Origin of the sequence: Rhodococcus sp. 06-1474-1B, from assembly GCF_002258885.1 — a bacterium.
In the GTDB taxonomy this organism is placed as follows: Bacteria; Actinomycetota; Actinomycetes; order Mycobacteriales; family Mycobacteriaceae; genus Rhodococcoides; species Rhodococcoides fascians.
In genome coordinates this window covers 215,609-230,292 of sequence record NZ_NOYR01000008.1, presented here as the reverse complement: position 1 = coordinate 230,292, position 14,684 = coordinate 215,609, and the positions used below count along the sequence as shown (strand labels likewise).

General features: G+C 65.5%; 11 protein-coding genes. 10 read left to right on the top strand and 1 reads right to left on the bottom strand.

The features are described from left to right. The first annotated feature begins 301 nt into the window (after positions 1–301). Positions 302–520: a helix-turn-helix domain-containing protein gene (locus CH266_RS02475; protein WP_255175822.1), complete on the top strand. Its 219-nt coding sequence runs from the start codon at positions 302–304 to the stop codon at positions 518–520. Between the two features lie 142 nt (positions 521–662). Here the strand turns inward: CH266_RS02475 and upp are convergent, their stop codons facing one another. Continuing rightward, positions 663–1,286 carry a uracil phosphoribosyltransferase gene (upp, locus tag CH266_RS02470; RefSeq protein ID WP_027497743.1) on the bottom strand — a complete coding sequence of 208 codons (624 nt, stop codon included), beginning with the start codon at positions 1,284–1,286 and terminating at the stop codon, positions 663–665. Positions 1,287–1,489: 203 nt separating this feature from the next. Between upp and CH266_RS02465 the strand changes: the two genes are divergently transcribed. The 9 genes from CH266_RS02465 (at position 1,490) to CH266_RS02425 (ending at position 14,672) form a co-directional block, all read left to right on the top strand. Further along, entirely contained in the window at positions 1,490–2,662 is a 1,173-nt protein-coding gene (locus CH266_RS02465; protein WP_032393163.1) for a CaiB/BaiF CoA transferase family protein, read from the top strand. Next, positions 2,659–4,239: a carboxyl transferase domain-containing protein gene (locus CH266_RS02460; RefSeq protein ID WP_094714612.1), complete on the top strand. Its 1,581-nt coding sequence runs from the start codon at positions 2,659–2,661 to the stop codon at positions 4,237–4,239. The genes CH266_RS02465 and CH266_RS02460 overlap by 4 nt, the downstream gene beginning before the upstream one ends. A gap of 78 nt (positions 4,240–4,317) precedes the next feature. Further along, complete coding sequence (locus CH266_RS02455; protein ID WP_032375321.1) at positions 4,318–5,424, top strand: ring-opening amidohydrolase; 1,107 nt, start codon at positions 4,318–4,320, stop codon at positions 5,422–5,424. A gap of 105 nt (positions 5,425–5,529) precedes the next feature. Beyond that, positions 5,530–6,978, top strand: a complete 1,449-nt coding sequence (locus CH266_RS02450; protein ID WP_094714611.1) for an amidase — start codon at positions 5,530–5,532, stop codon at positions 6,976–6,978. Between the two features lie 42 nt (positions 6,979–7,020). Continuing rightward, a complete protein-coding gene (locus CH266_RS02445) occupies positions 7,021–8,739 on the top strand; it encodes a PucR family transcriptional regulator (RefSeq protein ID WP_094714610.1) in 1,719 nt (572 codons plus the stop codon). A gap of 21 nt (positions 8,740–8,760) precedes the next feature. Beyond that, positions 8,761–10,137, top strand: coding sequence for an amidase (locus CH266_RS02440; RefSeq protein WP_094714609.1), 1,377 nt, complete (start codon positions 8,761–8,763; stop codon positions 10,135–10,137). A gap of 141 nt (positions 10,138–10,278) precedes the next feature. Next, positions 10,279–11,421 (top strand): XdhC family protein, encoded by a 1,143-nt coding sequence (locus CH266_RS02435; RefSeq protein WP_094714608.1) that lies wholly within the window; start codon positions 10,279–10,281, stop codon positions 11,419–11,421. Beyond that, a complete protein-coding gene (locus CH266_RS02430) occupies positions 11,415–13,082 on the top strand; it encodes a helix-turn-helix domain-containing protein (RefSeq protein WP_094714607.1) in 1,668 nt (555 codons plus the stop codon). The genes CH266_RS02435 and CH266_RS02430 overlap by 7 nt, the downstream gene beginning before the upstream one ends. A gap of 129 nt (positions 13,083–13,211) precedes the next feature. Then, complete coding sequence (locus tag CH266_RS02425) at positions 13,212–14,672, top strand: uracil-xanthine permease family protein (RefSeq protein ID WP_052056437.1); 1,461 nt, start codon at positions 13,212–13,214, stop codon at positions 14,670–14,672. Positions 14,673–14,684 lie beyond the last annotated feature (12 nt).

The following is a 14,684-nucleotide window of genomic DNA, read 5'->3' as shown; positions in this document are numbered from 1 at the left end:
CACTATGCCGCACGAGATGCTGCACGCGAGTCGACTTCGGGCCAACACCTACGGTTCCTGGCCACCGACGGCCGTTCCACAGCACATTGGCGTACCTCGGACCATCGGTCCGCTTGCCAACGCACGCATAGCGAGCCCTTCTCCTGCGAGACGACGTTTCCACACTTTCTGCCTGCTAGAGCAGGCATAGGGGCTCATTGTCGGCAGAACCTTCGGCTAAGTTCCAACATGCATGCCAGGGCAAGCAAAAGGAGCGATGATGGCGGAACCGCGACGACGAGCCCGTGAGCACTCGTGAGAACTGGCCGCAACGTTCGTCGCGCGTCGCCATCAGTTGCGCATGACCCAAGCCGAGTTGGCGTTGCTCGCCGGGGTGGGTCGTTCCACCGTTCAAGCACTCGAAGGAGGAAAGAACACAGTGCAGCTCGACAGCGTGGTCGCGGTCGCGGATGCTCTGGGGTGCGATATCGCACTGCTTACGCGCGCCGGATCGTTTGTGCCGCCGCTGGATCCGACATGATTCAAGCATTCGAGCTACGAGAGTTCGATGCAGCCGATGACTACCAGGGAAGACCCCTTCCCGATTGACTGACCCGCACGGGAAACGACATGGTGTTTCGATACGAGAGCACTGACCTCGACGACTCCTCTGCGCCGGCTCGTCACCGAGGCCCGAATTGACGGTCTCCCGCATCCCCCAGTCCGGGCACGATGATGCCCTGATCGTTGAGCTCATCGTCGACGGCGGCACACACCACGCGGACGGGGTGTCCTGACTTCTCCAGCGCTGCAAGGCCTTCGGGTGTGACGACGACGCACACGACGACCACGTCGGTTGCCCCGCGAGCGACGAGCAAGTCGATCGTCGCGGTCATGGACCCGCCTGTCGCCAACATCGGGTCGAGAACGAACACCGGCGTGCCGGCGAGATCTGCGGGGAGAGACTCGAGGTACGGCACCGGCTGCAGTGTCTTCTCGTCTCGTGCCATGCCGATGAATCCCACACCGGATCGCGGAATGAGCGCACTCGCCTGCTCCACCATGCCCAGCCCTGCCCGGAGAACAGGAACCAACAGAGGTGGGTTCGCCAACCGAACACCGGTAGTGCGGGCAACCGGGGTGTCGACCTCGAAGGTGTCCACCGGGGCGTCACGCAAAGCCTCGTACACCAAGGTGTGTGTCAGCTGCCGCAGCGCCGAACGGAAGGTCGCGTTGTCACTGTGGACGTCGCGCATCGTCGTCAAAAGCGCTGCGGTCAAGGGATGGTCGACTACGTGGGTATCCATGGTCGCAGATTATGGGCCCCTCGTCGGCCATCCGTCCACACGGCTCGCGCTCACTCGAACTGTCCGAAAGCGACCCCTCAGCGTCGGCAACTTTTGCCCACGACGGGGCCGCGACCGGCACGTTGACTCGGACGCATGACGCTTCGCAACGATCGATTCGACTTCGACACCGACATCGCTCCCCTGTCTCGGAACGCAATCCGATGACGGTCGGACCGCTCTCCGACTGCCTGGTCGTCGATCTCTCGCGGGCACTCGCCGGACCCCATGCCGCGATGATGCTCGGGGACCTCGGCGCGCGAGTGATCAAGGTCGAGTCACCCAGCGGCGGTGACGACACGCGAAGCTGGGGGCCGCCCTTCGTCGCCGACGACGAGGGCGATCGGCACTCGACGTACTTCCTCTCGTGCAATCGCAACAAGGAGTCCATCGCACTGGACCTGAAAGCTGTCGACGGCCGAGAAACGCTCACCGCATTGATCCGCCGCGCCGACGTGCTCGTCGAGAACTTTCGTCCCGGCGTTCTCGCTCGCCTCGGCTACAGCATGGAGGCATTGCACGAGCTGAACCCGCGTCTGGTGATCCTGTCGATCACCGGCTTCGGCCACGACGGCCCGGAAGGCACCCGCCCCGGCTACGACCAGATCGCCCAGGGTGAAGCAGGATTGATGTCGCTCACCGGGCCGTCGAAGGACGAGCCCACTCGGGTCGGCGTTCCCATCGGCGATCTGCTCGCCGGAATGAACGGCGCGTACGGCGTCGTGGCCGCACTGCACGAGCGCAACACCACCGGACGCGGCCGCGTCGTGCGTACCAGCCTGCTGGCCTCCATCGTCGGGGTGCACGCATTCCAAGGCACTCGCTACACCGTGGCCGGCGAAGTGCCCCGCCCCACCGGCGGACATCACCCGTCGATCTGCCCGTACGGTCTGTTCCACTCGTCCGAGGGGCTGGTTCAGATTGCCGTGGGCAGCGAGGGATTGTGGCAACGCTTCGCTCCCGCATTCGGATTGGACCGTCCGGAGTGGGCCACCAACCCCCAACGGGTCGACGACAGAGAGGCCGTCATCGCAGCTGTCGATGCCGTTTTCGCGGACTGGCCGACCGACAAACTTCTCGGACTACTCGGTGAGCTCGGCATACCGGCCGGACGCGTCCGCGATCTGGCCGAGGTCTACACCTGGGAACAGACCCGGTCGCAAGGACTGATGATCGACGTGGACCATTCCGCCCTGGGCACCATCACGTTGCCCGGCCCGCCGCTGCGTATGGACGAGGATTGCGAGGGTGCCGCGATGCGCACGACGCACGCAGCCCCGCCGACCCTCGACCAGCACGGCGACTCGATCCGCACCTGGCTCGAGACGACGCCATGACCCGCACCGGCGCGCCGGCCCGGCTCGGTGCACTCGAACTCGTCGAGATGGTCGTCGACGCCGGCAGTTTCGTCCGGTGGGACACCGACCCGCTTCCCCCGATCGGGGTGCACGGACCGGCGGATCAGGGCTATCTCGACGAGCTGGCCGCGGCCCGTGAAACGAGCGGCTGCGACGAGTCGGTGTTGACCGGCGAAGCCACCCTCGCGGGGCGCCGGGTGGCACTCGTCCTGTGCGAGTTCGGATTTCTCGCCGGCTCCATCGGAACTGCGGCCGCCGAACGATTGGTACAGGCCGTCGAAAGGGCGACGGCAGAACAGCTTCCGCTGCTGGCGTCGCCGACCTCCGGCGGAACACGGATGCAGGAGGGCACGGTCGCCTTCTTGCAGATGGTCAAGATCTCGGCGGCTATCGCTGCACACAAGTCGGCGGGTCTCGCCTACGCCGTCTACCTCCGTCATCCCACGACCGGTGGAGCACTTGCCTCGTGGGGCTCACTCGGCCACGTCACTGCGGCCGAACCGGGTGCGCTCCTGGGCTTTCTCGGTCCTCGCGTGTACCAGGCGCTGTACGGGGAGAAGTTTCCCGAGGGAGTGCAGACAGCCGAAAACCTCGCCGCCCGTGGCCTGGTCGACGCGGTGGTCCCTCCCGAGCAACTCCGTGAGGTTGCCATTTCGGCGCTCGCCGTCCTGTGTGCGCCACACGAGCCACCTCCGCCGGTTCCGAACATCCCGTTGGAGCACCTCGACGATGTGCCTGCATGGGAATCCATCCGTCGTTCTCGACGACCGGAACGGCCGGGAGTACGCCACCTCGTGCGATCGGCCGCGAACACGGTAACGACGTTGCAGGGCACCGGAGCCGGTGAGATCGAGCCCGGATTGTTTCTGGCCCTTGCCAAGTTCGGGGCCTCGGCGTGTGTACTTCTCGGCCAGGACCGCACTTTCGCCGATCAGCCGTTGGGTCCCGCCGGCCTCCGGGAAGCACGACGCGGAATGCGTTTGGCGGAAGAGCTGCAACTCCCCCTTGTCACAGTCATCGACACTGCCGGTGCCGCGTTGAGCAAGGAGGCCGAAGAAGGTGGCCTCGCGGGCGAGATCGCCCGCTGCTTGGTCGAACTCACGACACTGAAGGCACCGACAATCTGCCTGCTGCTCGGCCAGGGAGCCGGCGGTGGCGCACTCGCACTGCTCCCCGCCGATCGGGTGCTGTGTGCCCAGCACGGTTGGCTGTCGCCACTGCCGCCGGAGGGTGCATCGGCGATCAAGTTCCACACCACCGACCGCGCAGCCGAGATGGCAGAAGAGCAGGGAGTGCGCAGCCTGGACCTGCTCCGTAACGGTGTCATCGACCGGATCGTGGCCGAACGGCCGGATGCCTCCGACGAACCTGCGGCGTTCCTGTCTCGGCTCGGTACCGTGCTCGAACACGAGTTGGCCGTACTCCTCGCTGCCGACCCTGCCGCACTGGCGACCTCCCGGCTGCAGCGCTACCGCTACCTGGGGATGTCCGATAACCAAAAAAGTGCGCTGATTGGGCAAAGCTTGCCAGTGCACCCCCGGTCCAACGGTCGATAACGTTCGTGGGGCGAGCCCCCGCCGCGCGAACGCCGGCCGACTCTGCAGTACCCACAGATCCCGATGAAGGAGATTTCAGTGCCCGACGCAATCGAGGTCCGCAAGGTCCCGCTCCACAACGTGTCCGATGCCAGCGAGCTGGCGAAGCTCATCGACGACGGGGTGCTCGACGCCGACCGGGTCATTGCAGTCATCGGTAAGACCGAAGGCAACGGCGGAGTCAACGACTACACCCGCATCATCGCCGACCGAGCATTCCGCGAAGTGTTGTCCGCAAAAGGAACTCGAAGCGCACACGATGTCGGCGAGGTTCCGATCGTCTGGTCCGGTGGCACCGACGGAGTCATCAGCCCCCACGCCACCATTTTCGCGACCGTACCGTCGGACAAGGCAGTGCAGACCGAGGAGCCGCGACTGACGGTCGGCGTCGCGATGAGCGAGCAGTTGATGCCCGAGGACATCGGCCGCACTGCGATGATCACCAAAGTGGCTGCGGCAGTCAAGGATGCGATGGCCAACGCCGGCATCACCGATCCCGCAGACGTGCACTACGTGCAGACCAAGACCCCGCTGCTGACGATCCACACCATCCGTGACGCCAAGAGCCGCGGCAAGACCGTCTGGACCGAGCAGACCCACGAGTCGATGGATCTGTCCAACGGCGGCACCGCTCTCGGTATCGCTGTCGCACTCGGTGAGATCGATATGCCGACCGACGAGGACGTCATGCACAGTCGTGAGCTGTACTCCTCGGTGGCCTCGTGCTCCTCGGGCGTCGAGTTGGACCGTGCGCAGATCGTCGTCGTGGGTAACACTCGCGGAATCGGCGGCCGGTACCGCATCGGACACAGCGTGATGAACGACGCGCTCGATCAGGACGGCATCTGGAACGCGATCAAGGATGCCGGTCTCGAACTTCCCGAGCGGCCGCACACGAAGGATCTGGGCGGCAAGCTCGTCAACGTCTTCCTCAAATGCGAAGCAAGCCAGGACGGTACGGTCCGTGGACGGCGCAACGCCATGCTCGACGATTCCGACGTCCACTGGCACCGCCAGATCAAGGCGTGCGTCGGCGGCGTCACCGCAGCAGTGACCGGCGACCCAGCGGTCTTCGTCTCGGTCTCGGCAGCGCACCAGGGCCCCGAAGGCGGCGGACCCGTCGCCGCGATCGTCGACCTCGGATAACACCGGTTTCGATATCGAACAGCGCCGCGCGAACCCGACATTCTCGGGTTCGCGCGGCGTCCGGCCCTCCCCGCTTCTGCGTCTCTCTCGAACGAAGGAACCACCATGGCAACCACCGTCGGACCCGCTGCCGAACTTCTCATGTCCGACGCGGTCGAGCTCAGCGGCAAGATCAAGCGCCGCGAGGTCTCGTGCGTCGAGACCATGACGGCGTACCTCGACCACATCGAGGCACACAATCCGACGGTCAATGCCATTGTTGCCCTGCGTGATCGCGACGAGCTGATGGACGAGGCACGCGAGCGAGATCGACAGCTCTCGGACGGACAGTATCTCGGGTGGATGCACGGATTTCCCCATGCGGTGAAGGACCTGTCCGCAGCCCGAGGGCTACCGTTCACATCGGGGTCACCGATCTTCGCCGATCGCATCGCCGACGCGGACGATCTGTTCGTCGCCCGCGTGAAAGCGGCCGGTGCCATCGTCATCGGCAAGACCAACACACCGGAATTCGGGTTCGGATCTCAGACGTACAACCCGGTGTACGGAACCACCGTCTCGCCCTACGACACCTCGCGCACTGCAGGCGGAAGCAGCGGAGGTGCGGCGGCAGCATTGGCCCTGCGCATGCTGCCCGTCGCCGACGGCACCGACTACATGGGATCGCTGCGCAACCCCGCAGCCTTCAACAATGTGGTCGGCTTTCGCCCGTCGTGGGGACGCATTCCCGAGCCCGGCTTCATCGCACAGGGCGCGGTCGCCGGACCGATGGGCCGATCGGTCACCGACGTCGCACATCTGCTGTCGACGATGGCGGGCCCGGATGCCAACGCGCCCCTCGGAATCGACGAGGACCCGGAGATCTTCACACGCACTCTCGAACGCAGCTTCCGCGGTGCCCGCATCGCGTGGGTCGGAGACTGGAACGGTCACCTGGCTACCGAACCCGGTGTACTCGATCTGTGCGAGTCGTCGTTCACCGTCTTCGAGGACCTCGGCTGCGCAGTGGAGAGCACCGTGCCGTCGTACGACCCGGCGAAAATCTGGGACTCGTTCCTGACGTGGCGGTGGTGGGCGCAGCTCGGGATGGCCGATCTGTACGAGAACCCGCGCACGAGGGAGCTGATGAAGCCCGAAATGCTGTGGGAGATGGAGCATGCCGTCGCATTGACCGCACTCGATGTCACCAAGGCAGCGCAGGCTCGCAACGACTGGCAGAGCGCACTGACGACATTGTTCGAGACCTACGACTTCGTTCTCGCGCCCACCGCGCAGGTGTTCCCGTTCGACAAGGACCAACACTGGCCGCAGTCCATCGCGGGTCGACCCATGGACACCTATCACCGGTGGATGGAAACGGTGGTGCCCTGGACGATGACCGGCGTTCCTGCCGCCGCCGTCCCGGTCGGGTTCGACGATCGCGGTCTGCCGATGGGGGTCCAGATCATCGGCAGGCACGGTGCCGACCGGGCGGTTCTGCAGCTCGCCTACGCCTACGAGCAGGCCTCGCGGTGGGTCGAACGCGTACTCCCGCCGGCACTGCACGTCGGCTGATCCCCCGCCGTCGCGACATGCGCAACACAGTATTGTTGAACAATGGATGACATGGTCGGTGCGCTTCGGCCACGAGTACGAGACTTCCCGGCGTCGGCGAGTTACGCGCTCACCGTCGCAGAATTGCTTGCACTTCCCAGCCTCTCCGGGTCCACTCTTGTTGCGGGCGAGCAGGGACTCGAGAACGTGGTTCGACGCGTCAACGTCATCGAAGTACCCGACATCCTGCCGTGGGTGAAACCGAACGAACTGCTGCTGACGACGGGTTTCCCACTGCGGCATGCAGATTCGGGCCGCCCGTTCGGTGCCGGTGCCCTGGTGGAGCTGGTCGAAGGACTCGCCGAACGCGGCGCGGCAGCGCTCGGAGTCAAGGAAGGACGCTACTTCGGCGACGTGCCCGCTGCGATGATCGAGGCAGCAGATCGACTCGGCCTGCCGCTCTTCCTCATTCGCCGGGATGTCGGCTTCGACGAGGTCATCTCCGAGGTGTTCACACACCTCGTCGACCGGCAGGCGTGGGCGTTGGATATCGCCGATCGCATGCATCGAGCACTGACCTCGATCGTGCTCGAAGGCGGCGATCTACCGCAGATCGCCGATGAGGTCGCCACGCTCTTCGAGGCCTCGGTGCTCATCTGCACTCCGGACGGTCGAGTCCAGGCCACAGCAGGAGCAGACGTAGATCTTGCGGCCCTGGAAGAGATGCCCCTGTTCGACCCGTCCGGTCGTCTGCTCACCGAACGACTCAACGAAGGCCTGCAACCGGTACCGGGCGACAGCGGGCACCGCATTGCCGTCGCACCGATCATCGCGGGCGGCACCGACCACGGACTGATCGTGGCTGTGGCGGCCGCCGAGCGACTCGGTCCCGTCACGATGCAGTCCCTCGAACGCGCGGCCACCGTCGTGGCGTTGGCGGTCATCAAGAAGCTCGCGGTCTCTGCAGTCGAGTCCAAGTTTCGCGGCGACTTCCTGCGGGACGTCCTCAACGGCGCAACCGAATCCCCCGAACAGATCATCGAGTACTGCGCCCAGCTCGACTGGGACGTGGACCGGAGCATGGTCGTCATCGTTGCCCAATTGGACGAAATCGCCGAGGATGCCGTGAGCAACTCGGTGAAGCCGGCCGTGTCCGGCCGCCTGCCACAGGAGCGGCTGACCGCGGCGTGGCAGCAGGTGGTGCGCAGGCGCGATCGACGGGCTCCCGTCGTCGGGTTCAGCAACGAGGTCGTCACGCTGATGCCGGCCGAACCCGGCACCGAACGGGACGTCGTCGAGGATCTGATCGCCTCCGTCGCCGGAGACAAGGGCGGCGGACGAAACTCGTTCGGCGCGGGCGTGAGCCGCGTCATCGACTCCGTTGCCGACATTCCGCGCGCCTACGATCAAGCCCGCAAAGCAGTCGTCGTAGGACGCCGTATGCGCGGAAACGGATCGGTAGCGCATTTCGACGGCCTCGGCGTGCATCGACTGCTGTCACTGGTCACCGACGGAGCCGAGCTGCAGGCCTTCGCAACCGAGGTGTTGGGCTCACTTGCGGGCGACGACGCCGATGCCGTCGACCTGCGCCAGACGTTGCAGGCGCTGCTGGACACCAACTGCAACGTGGCAGAGACCGCTCGCGTCTTGCATTTCCACTACAACACACTCCGCTACCGAATCGGCAAGCTGGAGTCCATCGTCGGCCCGTTCACCACCGATCCGATTCTGCGCTTGGATGTAGCGCTGGCGCTGCGGGTCGCGGAGATGAAGGGGCTGTGACACCACCCGAGGAGACAACTAGTGCCTGAGGGCAATTCGATCGGAACCGACGCCAACGCACTCGCGGCTGCAGTGCAGGCCGGCACCGTGTCCGCGCGCGAGGTGACCGAGCAGCACCTCGAACACATCGGCCGAATCAACACCGAGCTGAATGCGATCGTCACCGTCGCAGCCGAATCGGCACTGCTGGCAGCCGACGGAATCGATGCCCGCATCGCCCGCGGCGAGCGGGTCGGCGACCTCGCCGGAGTGCCGTTCACGGTCAAGGACCTGATCGCCACCGCCGGAGTTCGCACCACGGCGGGCTCACATGCGCTCGCGGACAACGTCCCACGCGTCGACGCTCCCGCCGTTGCTCGGATGCGCGCCGAGGGCGCAATCCTGATCGGTAAGACCAACACACCGGAGTTCGGTGCCAGCGGACTCACACACAACGACCTGTTCGGCTACACCGTCAACCCGCTCTCTCCCGCCGACACGAAGCTGTCACCGGGCGGGAGCAGTGGCGGTGAGTCGGCGGCCATCGCGTCGGGCATGAGCGTGGTGGGACTGGGCACCGATTTCGGTGGTTCGGTGCGGTGGCCCGCGCACTGCACCGGTCTGTGCTCGATCAGGCCGACACCGGGCCGAATCGACTCCGAGGGGCAGTATCCCGGTGTCATGAGCGACAACCGAGTGCTGACGAATCCGGCGACCATGCACGGCACCGTGCAGACCATCGGACCCATGGCCCGCACTCTCGACGACGTGATCCTGTTGCTGCGCGTGCTGTCGTCGCCGCAATACGCCTGGACCGACCCTGCGAGCGTGAACCTCCGCGAGCTCGATATTCGTTGGGCCACAGGAGAAGGCACGATTCCGGTCGATGCGGAGATCCGCGCTGCCGTCGAGGCCGCAGCTCTGCGCACAGAGCCGTTCGTCGGATCGGTGACGCCGTACGAGGGCACCGCACTACGCGAAGCTCATGAGCTGTTCACACAGATGCGGGCCTGCGAAACCCAAACGGACATCGAGCAATACGGCCCCGCCGAGTTCAGCGCCAACATCCGGGCCATCCTTGCTGCCGTCCGAACCACCACGGCCGCAGACGTCGAGGCACTGTGGGCTCGACGCGCCGAGATGCAGCACCAGCTGGTGTCCACGATGGGCGACGTCCTGATACTTCCCGTCGCATCGATTCTCGCTCCGCCGCTCGGTGAGACGAGCTTCGAGGTCGACGGTGCAGCTCTGTCGTGGTCGCAGGCGCTGGCGAGCAGCCGAGCGATCAGCATCCTCGGGGTGCCCTCGGTGGTGATTCCCGTTGCCACCTCCAGCAGCGGTCTGCCGATCGGTGTACAGATCATCGCCAAGCCGTGGCACGAGCATCACGCTCTTGCCGTCGCCGCCGCTCTGACGTAGCCCGCGCGGTCCGTCCATCCGTACCGCGACGGCAGGTTCTTACAACGACCCGCTGTCGATTTGGTCGAAATATGTTTCATGGTCGGCCCGCGCCAGCAACTAGCGTGATGGGCATCACTCATCCGGTCGAAAGGCGGCGGCATGCGCGACATTCTCGACGACGTGGCCCCGTGGCTGCGCGAACGTGAGCCGTTCGCCCTGGGCACGGTGGTACGTACGTGGCAGTCGTCGCCGCGCCCCGCGGGTGCGGCCATGGCAGTGGCTACGTCCGGTCAGGTCGTCGGCAGCGTTTCCGGCGGCTGCATCGAAGGTGCCCTGTACGAGCTGGCGAACGACGTCCTCGCCGACGGCATGGCCAGGAGCGAGACCTACCGGGTAGCGGACGACGACGCGATCGGCGTCGGCCTCACGTGCGGCGGCACCATCGAGGTGTTCGTTCGTCTCATCGACAGCGACGCGTGCGCGGCACTCGAAGACGTCGCTCGTCTGGTCTCGAGCGGCGAGCCGGTGGCCGTGCTCACCGACCTCACCACCGGGGCCCCGACACGGCTGGCGGTTCTGGGAACGGAGGCAACCGTCGATCCCGACGGACTCACCGACATCGAGTCCGACGGTTCGAGCGTGAGTCTCGCCGTTCTCGACCGACTGCACCGCGGCGAGTCCGGCTTGGACATTCGCATCGCCGACGACGGCGCGCGGTCCGTCATGGTCGAGTTGTTCGGGCCACCGCCGCGGATGTACGTGTTCGGTGCCATCGATTTCGCCGCCGCGATGTGCCGCCTGGGCACGTTCGCCGGCTTCGCCGTCACCGTCGTCGACGCCCGCCCGGTGTTCGCCACCCGAGCACGATTCCCCGACGCGCACGACGTCGTGGTGGCGTGGCCGCACACGTTCCTCGCTACTGCGCCGGTGGACGAGCGCACCGTCGTCACCGTTCTCACCCATGACGAGAAGTTCGACATTCCGCTGCTCGAGGTTGCGCTGCGCAGTGGTGCCGCCTACGTGGGCGCGCTGGGCAGTCGATCTACCCACCGCCGCCGGGTGGAACTGCTCGGCGAGCGCGGGGTGACCGAGAGCGAGCTGGCTCGGTTGCATTCCCCCATCGGGCTGGATCTCGGTGCTTCCACTCCACCGGAAACGGCGATATCCATCGTGGCCGAGATCCTCAAGGTCTCACGGCAGACGACTGGACTCGAATTGCGAAGTCTCAGTGGGCCGATCCACCGCGATGCTGCTGCCGAGATCGACGCGACATCACCCGTTCGATCGGCCGTCAGGTGCTGACACTGCACGACGAGCGACGCTCGCCCACCACGGAGGTACCGCATACCGTCGAGACCGTCCTGGGCTCGAACCTGCTGGCGCACGCCACGTTGCTCGCCGGCCGCGCCGGCCTCGGCCGGCCGGTACGCAGAATCAATCATGTCGACGACCCCGCCGGCATTCGGTTCTGGATTCGACCGGGCGACCTGTTGTCCACGACGAGCGAGGCCCTCACGCACCTGACGGAGCCGACGGACGCGCTGCTGTCCCGAGCCCATTCCCTCGGCGTTGCCGGAATTCTGGTGCGGGTGGACGACGACATCGCCGTTCCGGACTGCGTCGGCGTGAGTGCCGAGACACTGGGCTTGCCGCTGGTTCAGGTCTGCGGCGAACTCGACCCCGGGCACGATCTCACCGCGGGCCTACGCGACAACGCAAAGACGCAGGCACGAGCGATGTTTCGGTCCGAGCGTCTGCGCCGGGCACTGACCGACATCACACTCGCCGGCGGCGGGGTGGCACAACTGGCATTCGCAACCTCGGTCGAATGCGATGTGGCAGTGTCGATCACCACGGTGGACGGACGCGAACTTGCCTCGGCAGGCAGTGACGACGAACTGTCCGCCCTCCGCGCCAGCACCGCCCTCGATCCCACCGGAAGACTGCGCACCGACTCCGTCGACGGCGGCCTCGGTCTCCGTTCGCAACAGGGCAATTCGATCGCGGTATGCGCCATCACTGCCAACGGAATCGACCATGGACGCATCGTCCTGTTCTCCTCACGTCGCCCTCTGACGGAATCGGACCTGCACACTGCCGACGCGGCCGCGGGCGTGTTGGCGATGGTCGTCACTCGCGATCTCGCGCTGTCGGCAGTCGAGGAGAAACACCGATCGAATTTTCTGCGCGATCTTCTCCTGGGCCGAGGCGGCGAGCACGCACACGCGGTGGCGCATGCACGACGCTTCGGCTGGGATCTCGGCAGGCCGGTGGTGATCGTCGCGATCGAACCGATCCCACACCTCGACGACCAACCGACGCCCGGCCGCAGGCCACTCGTCGATCGGCAGATGTCGGCTTTCGCAGGGGCTCTGGCACAACGAGATCCGCAGGACGCCATCGCCGCCCTCGGCACCGAGACCGTCATCATCATGGGCGGACGTCCCACGACGGTCGCGGACGTGCACGAGATCGTCGAACGAGTGCACGGAGACGGCGGCGGTGGTCGGCAACCGTTCACGGTCGGGATCTCGCGTCCGTGCACCACGGTGGCCGACATCCCCAGCAGGTACGGCCAGGCGCGTACCGCGTTGAAGGTCGGCCGTCAGGTATCCGGGGACTGGGCCGTCACCACGTTCGACGAACTCGGCGTGTTCCGACTACTGAGCCTGGTGGACAACGTCGACGAGCTCGAATCGTTCACCCGGGAAACCCTGCACGACCTCGCCGGGCACGACGACGAGGCACGCGACATGCGCAGAACCCTGGAAACGTTGCTGGCCACCAACATCAACATCGCCGAAACCGCTCGGGCACTGCACTTTCACTACAACACCTTGCGATACCGAATAACGAAACTCGAAAAGATACTGGGCCCCTTCACCGATCGCGCCGATCTACGCCTGGATCTCTCCCTTGCGCTGAAAATCATGGCCATGCGCGGAACCGACCACCACATGTGACGGACCCGCCATCGAGCGCTTGGCAGATTGCGCTCGTAGCGATTCGGAAATGCGTCAGTAACGTTGCAGGACAATGCTTTACCCATCCCGCGAACCACCCCGGTTCGATACGTTGGAGAAAGGCTCGACATGCCTATCTGGAAGATTCACGGAGACGGAAAGAATGTTCGACCGGGTGACGTCGTCGCGCCGAACGAACGGTTGAACTGGGGCCGCACCATCAGTCTCGGCGGCCAACATGTGGTGTCGATGTTCGGGGCCACGTTCGTCTTCCCCATCATCATGGGGCTCAATCCTCAACTCGCCATTCTGATGTCGGGCTTCTGCACCATCTTCTTCCTGCTCATGGTCAAGGGCCGCATCCCCAGCTACCTCGGCACGTCCGCGGTGTTCGTCGGCGGCGTCGCCGCCATCCGAGCGCAGGGTGGAACGTCGGCCGAGGTCACCGGCGCCATCCTGGTATCGGGTCTCGTCCTGGCTCTCGCCGGACTCGCCATCCACTTCATGGGCGGCGGCGTCGTGGTGCGGGTGCTGCCCCCGGTTGTCACCGGTGCGGTGGTCATGTTGATCGGCTTCAATCTCGCGCCTGTCGTCGCCAGCACCTACTGGCCACAGGACCAATGGGTCGCTCTCGCAGTGATGTTCGTGCTCATCGTCATGAGCGTGGCGTTGCGCGGGTTCCTCGGACGGATCGCGATTCTGCTGTCGCTGGTGTTCGGGTACGCGCTGTCCTGGATCCTCGACCTCGTATCCGGACCCATCACGTCCTACGACGCCACGGCCGGCGAGGTCACCGAGCACTTCCGCGTCAACTGGTCGGGTGTCGAGGCGTCGCAGTGGTTCGGGCTCCCGCCGTTCAGCGACGAGGCCAACGGCATCGTCGGCATTCACGCACCGTCGTTCAGTCTCGCCTTCATCGTGCTCGTCCTCCCGGGTGTCATCGCTCTGATCGCCGAGAACGCAGGCCACGTCAAGGCTGTCGCGGAAATGACCGGTGACGATCTCGACCCGATGATGGGCCGGGCACTCGCTGCCGACGGCATCGCAACGGTCATGGCCAGCTCGGTCGGTGGCTCACCGACGACGACCTACGCCGAGAACATCGGCGTCATGGCGGCGACCAAGGTCTATTCGACGGCGGCATACACGGCGGCCGGAATCATCGCGATGATCCTCGGATTCTCGCCGAAGTTCGGCGCGCTGATCTCGGCCACTCCCGGCGGCGTACTCGGCGGTATCACCGTCGTCCTCTACGGCATGATCGGTCTGCTGGGTGCCAAGATCTGGCGCGAGAACGGTGTCGACTTCGGCAACCCGCTCAACATGATGCCGGTTGCCGCGGGGCTGATCATCGCGATCGGCGACACCTCGCTCGTCTTCAGCGATTCGTTCTCGTTGAGCGGTATCTCCCTCGGCACGATCGTCGTCATAGGGCTCTACCACCTGTGCGCTCGCATTGCACCGGCCCACATGAAGACACCGGTCGACGCGTCGCCTCGGCATCGATCCTCCTCTACCACAGCACGTTCCGACGACAGCGACGGAGACGGGGTTGTCGGCGAGGTCGACACCCTGAAGCCGTTGCGGTAACGAGCGATTGCA

Coding starts and splice junctions, on each gene's coding strand:
- upp (WP_027497743.1), bottom strand. CDS start 1,286: ATGGATACCCACGTAGTCGACCATCCCTTGACCGCAGCGCTTTTGACG.
- CH266_RS02465 (WP_032393163.1), top strand. CDS start 1,490: ATGACGGTCGGACCGCTCTCCGACTGCCTGGTCGTCGATCTCTCGCGG.
- CH266_RS02460 (WP_094714612.1), top strand. CDS start 2,659: ATGACCCGCACCGGCGCGCCGGCCCGGCTCGGTGCACTCGAACTCGTC.
- CH266_RS02450 (WP_094714611.1), top strand. CDS start 5,530: ATGGCAACCACCGTCGGACCCGCTGCCGAACTTCTCATGTCCGACGCG.
- CH266_RS02445 (WP_094714610.1), top strand. CDS start 7,021: ATGGATGACATGGTCGGTGCGCTTCGGCCACGAGTACGAGACTTCCCG.
- CH266_RS02435 (WP_094714608.1), top strand. CDS start 10,279: ATGCGCGACATTCTCGACGACGTGGCCCCGTGGCTGCGCGAACGTGAG.
- CH266_RS02425 (WP_052056437.1), top strand. CDS start 13,212: ATGCCTATCTGGAAGATTCACGGAGACGGAAAGAATGTTCGACCGGGT.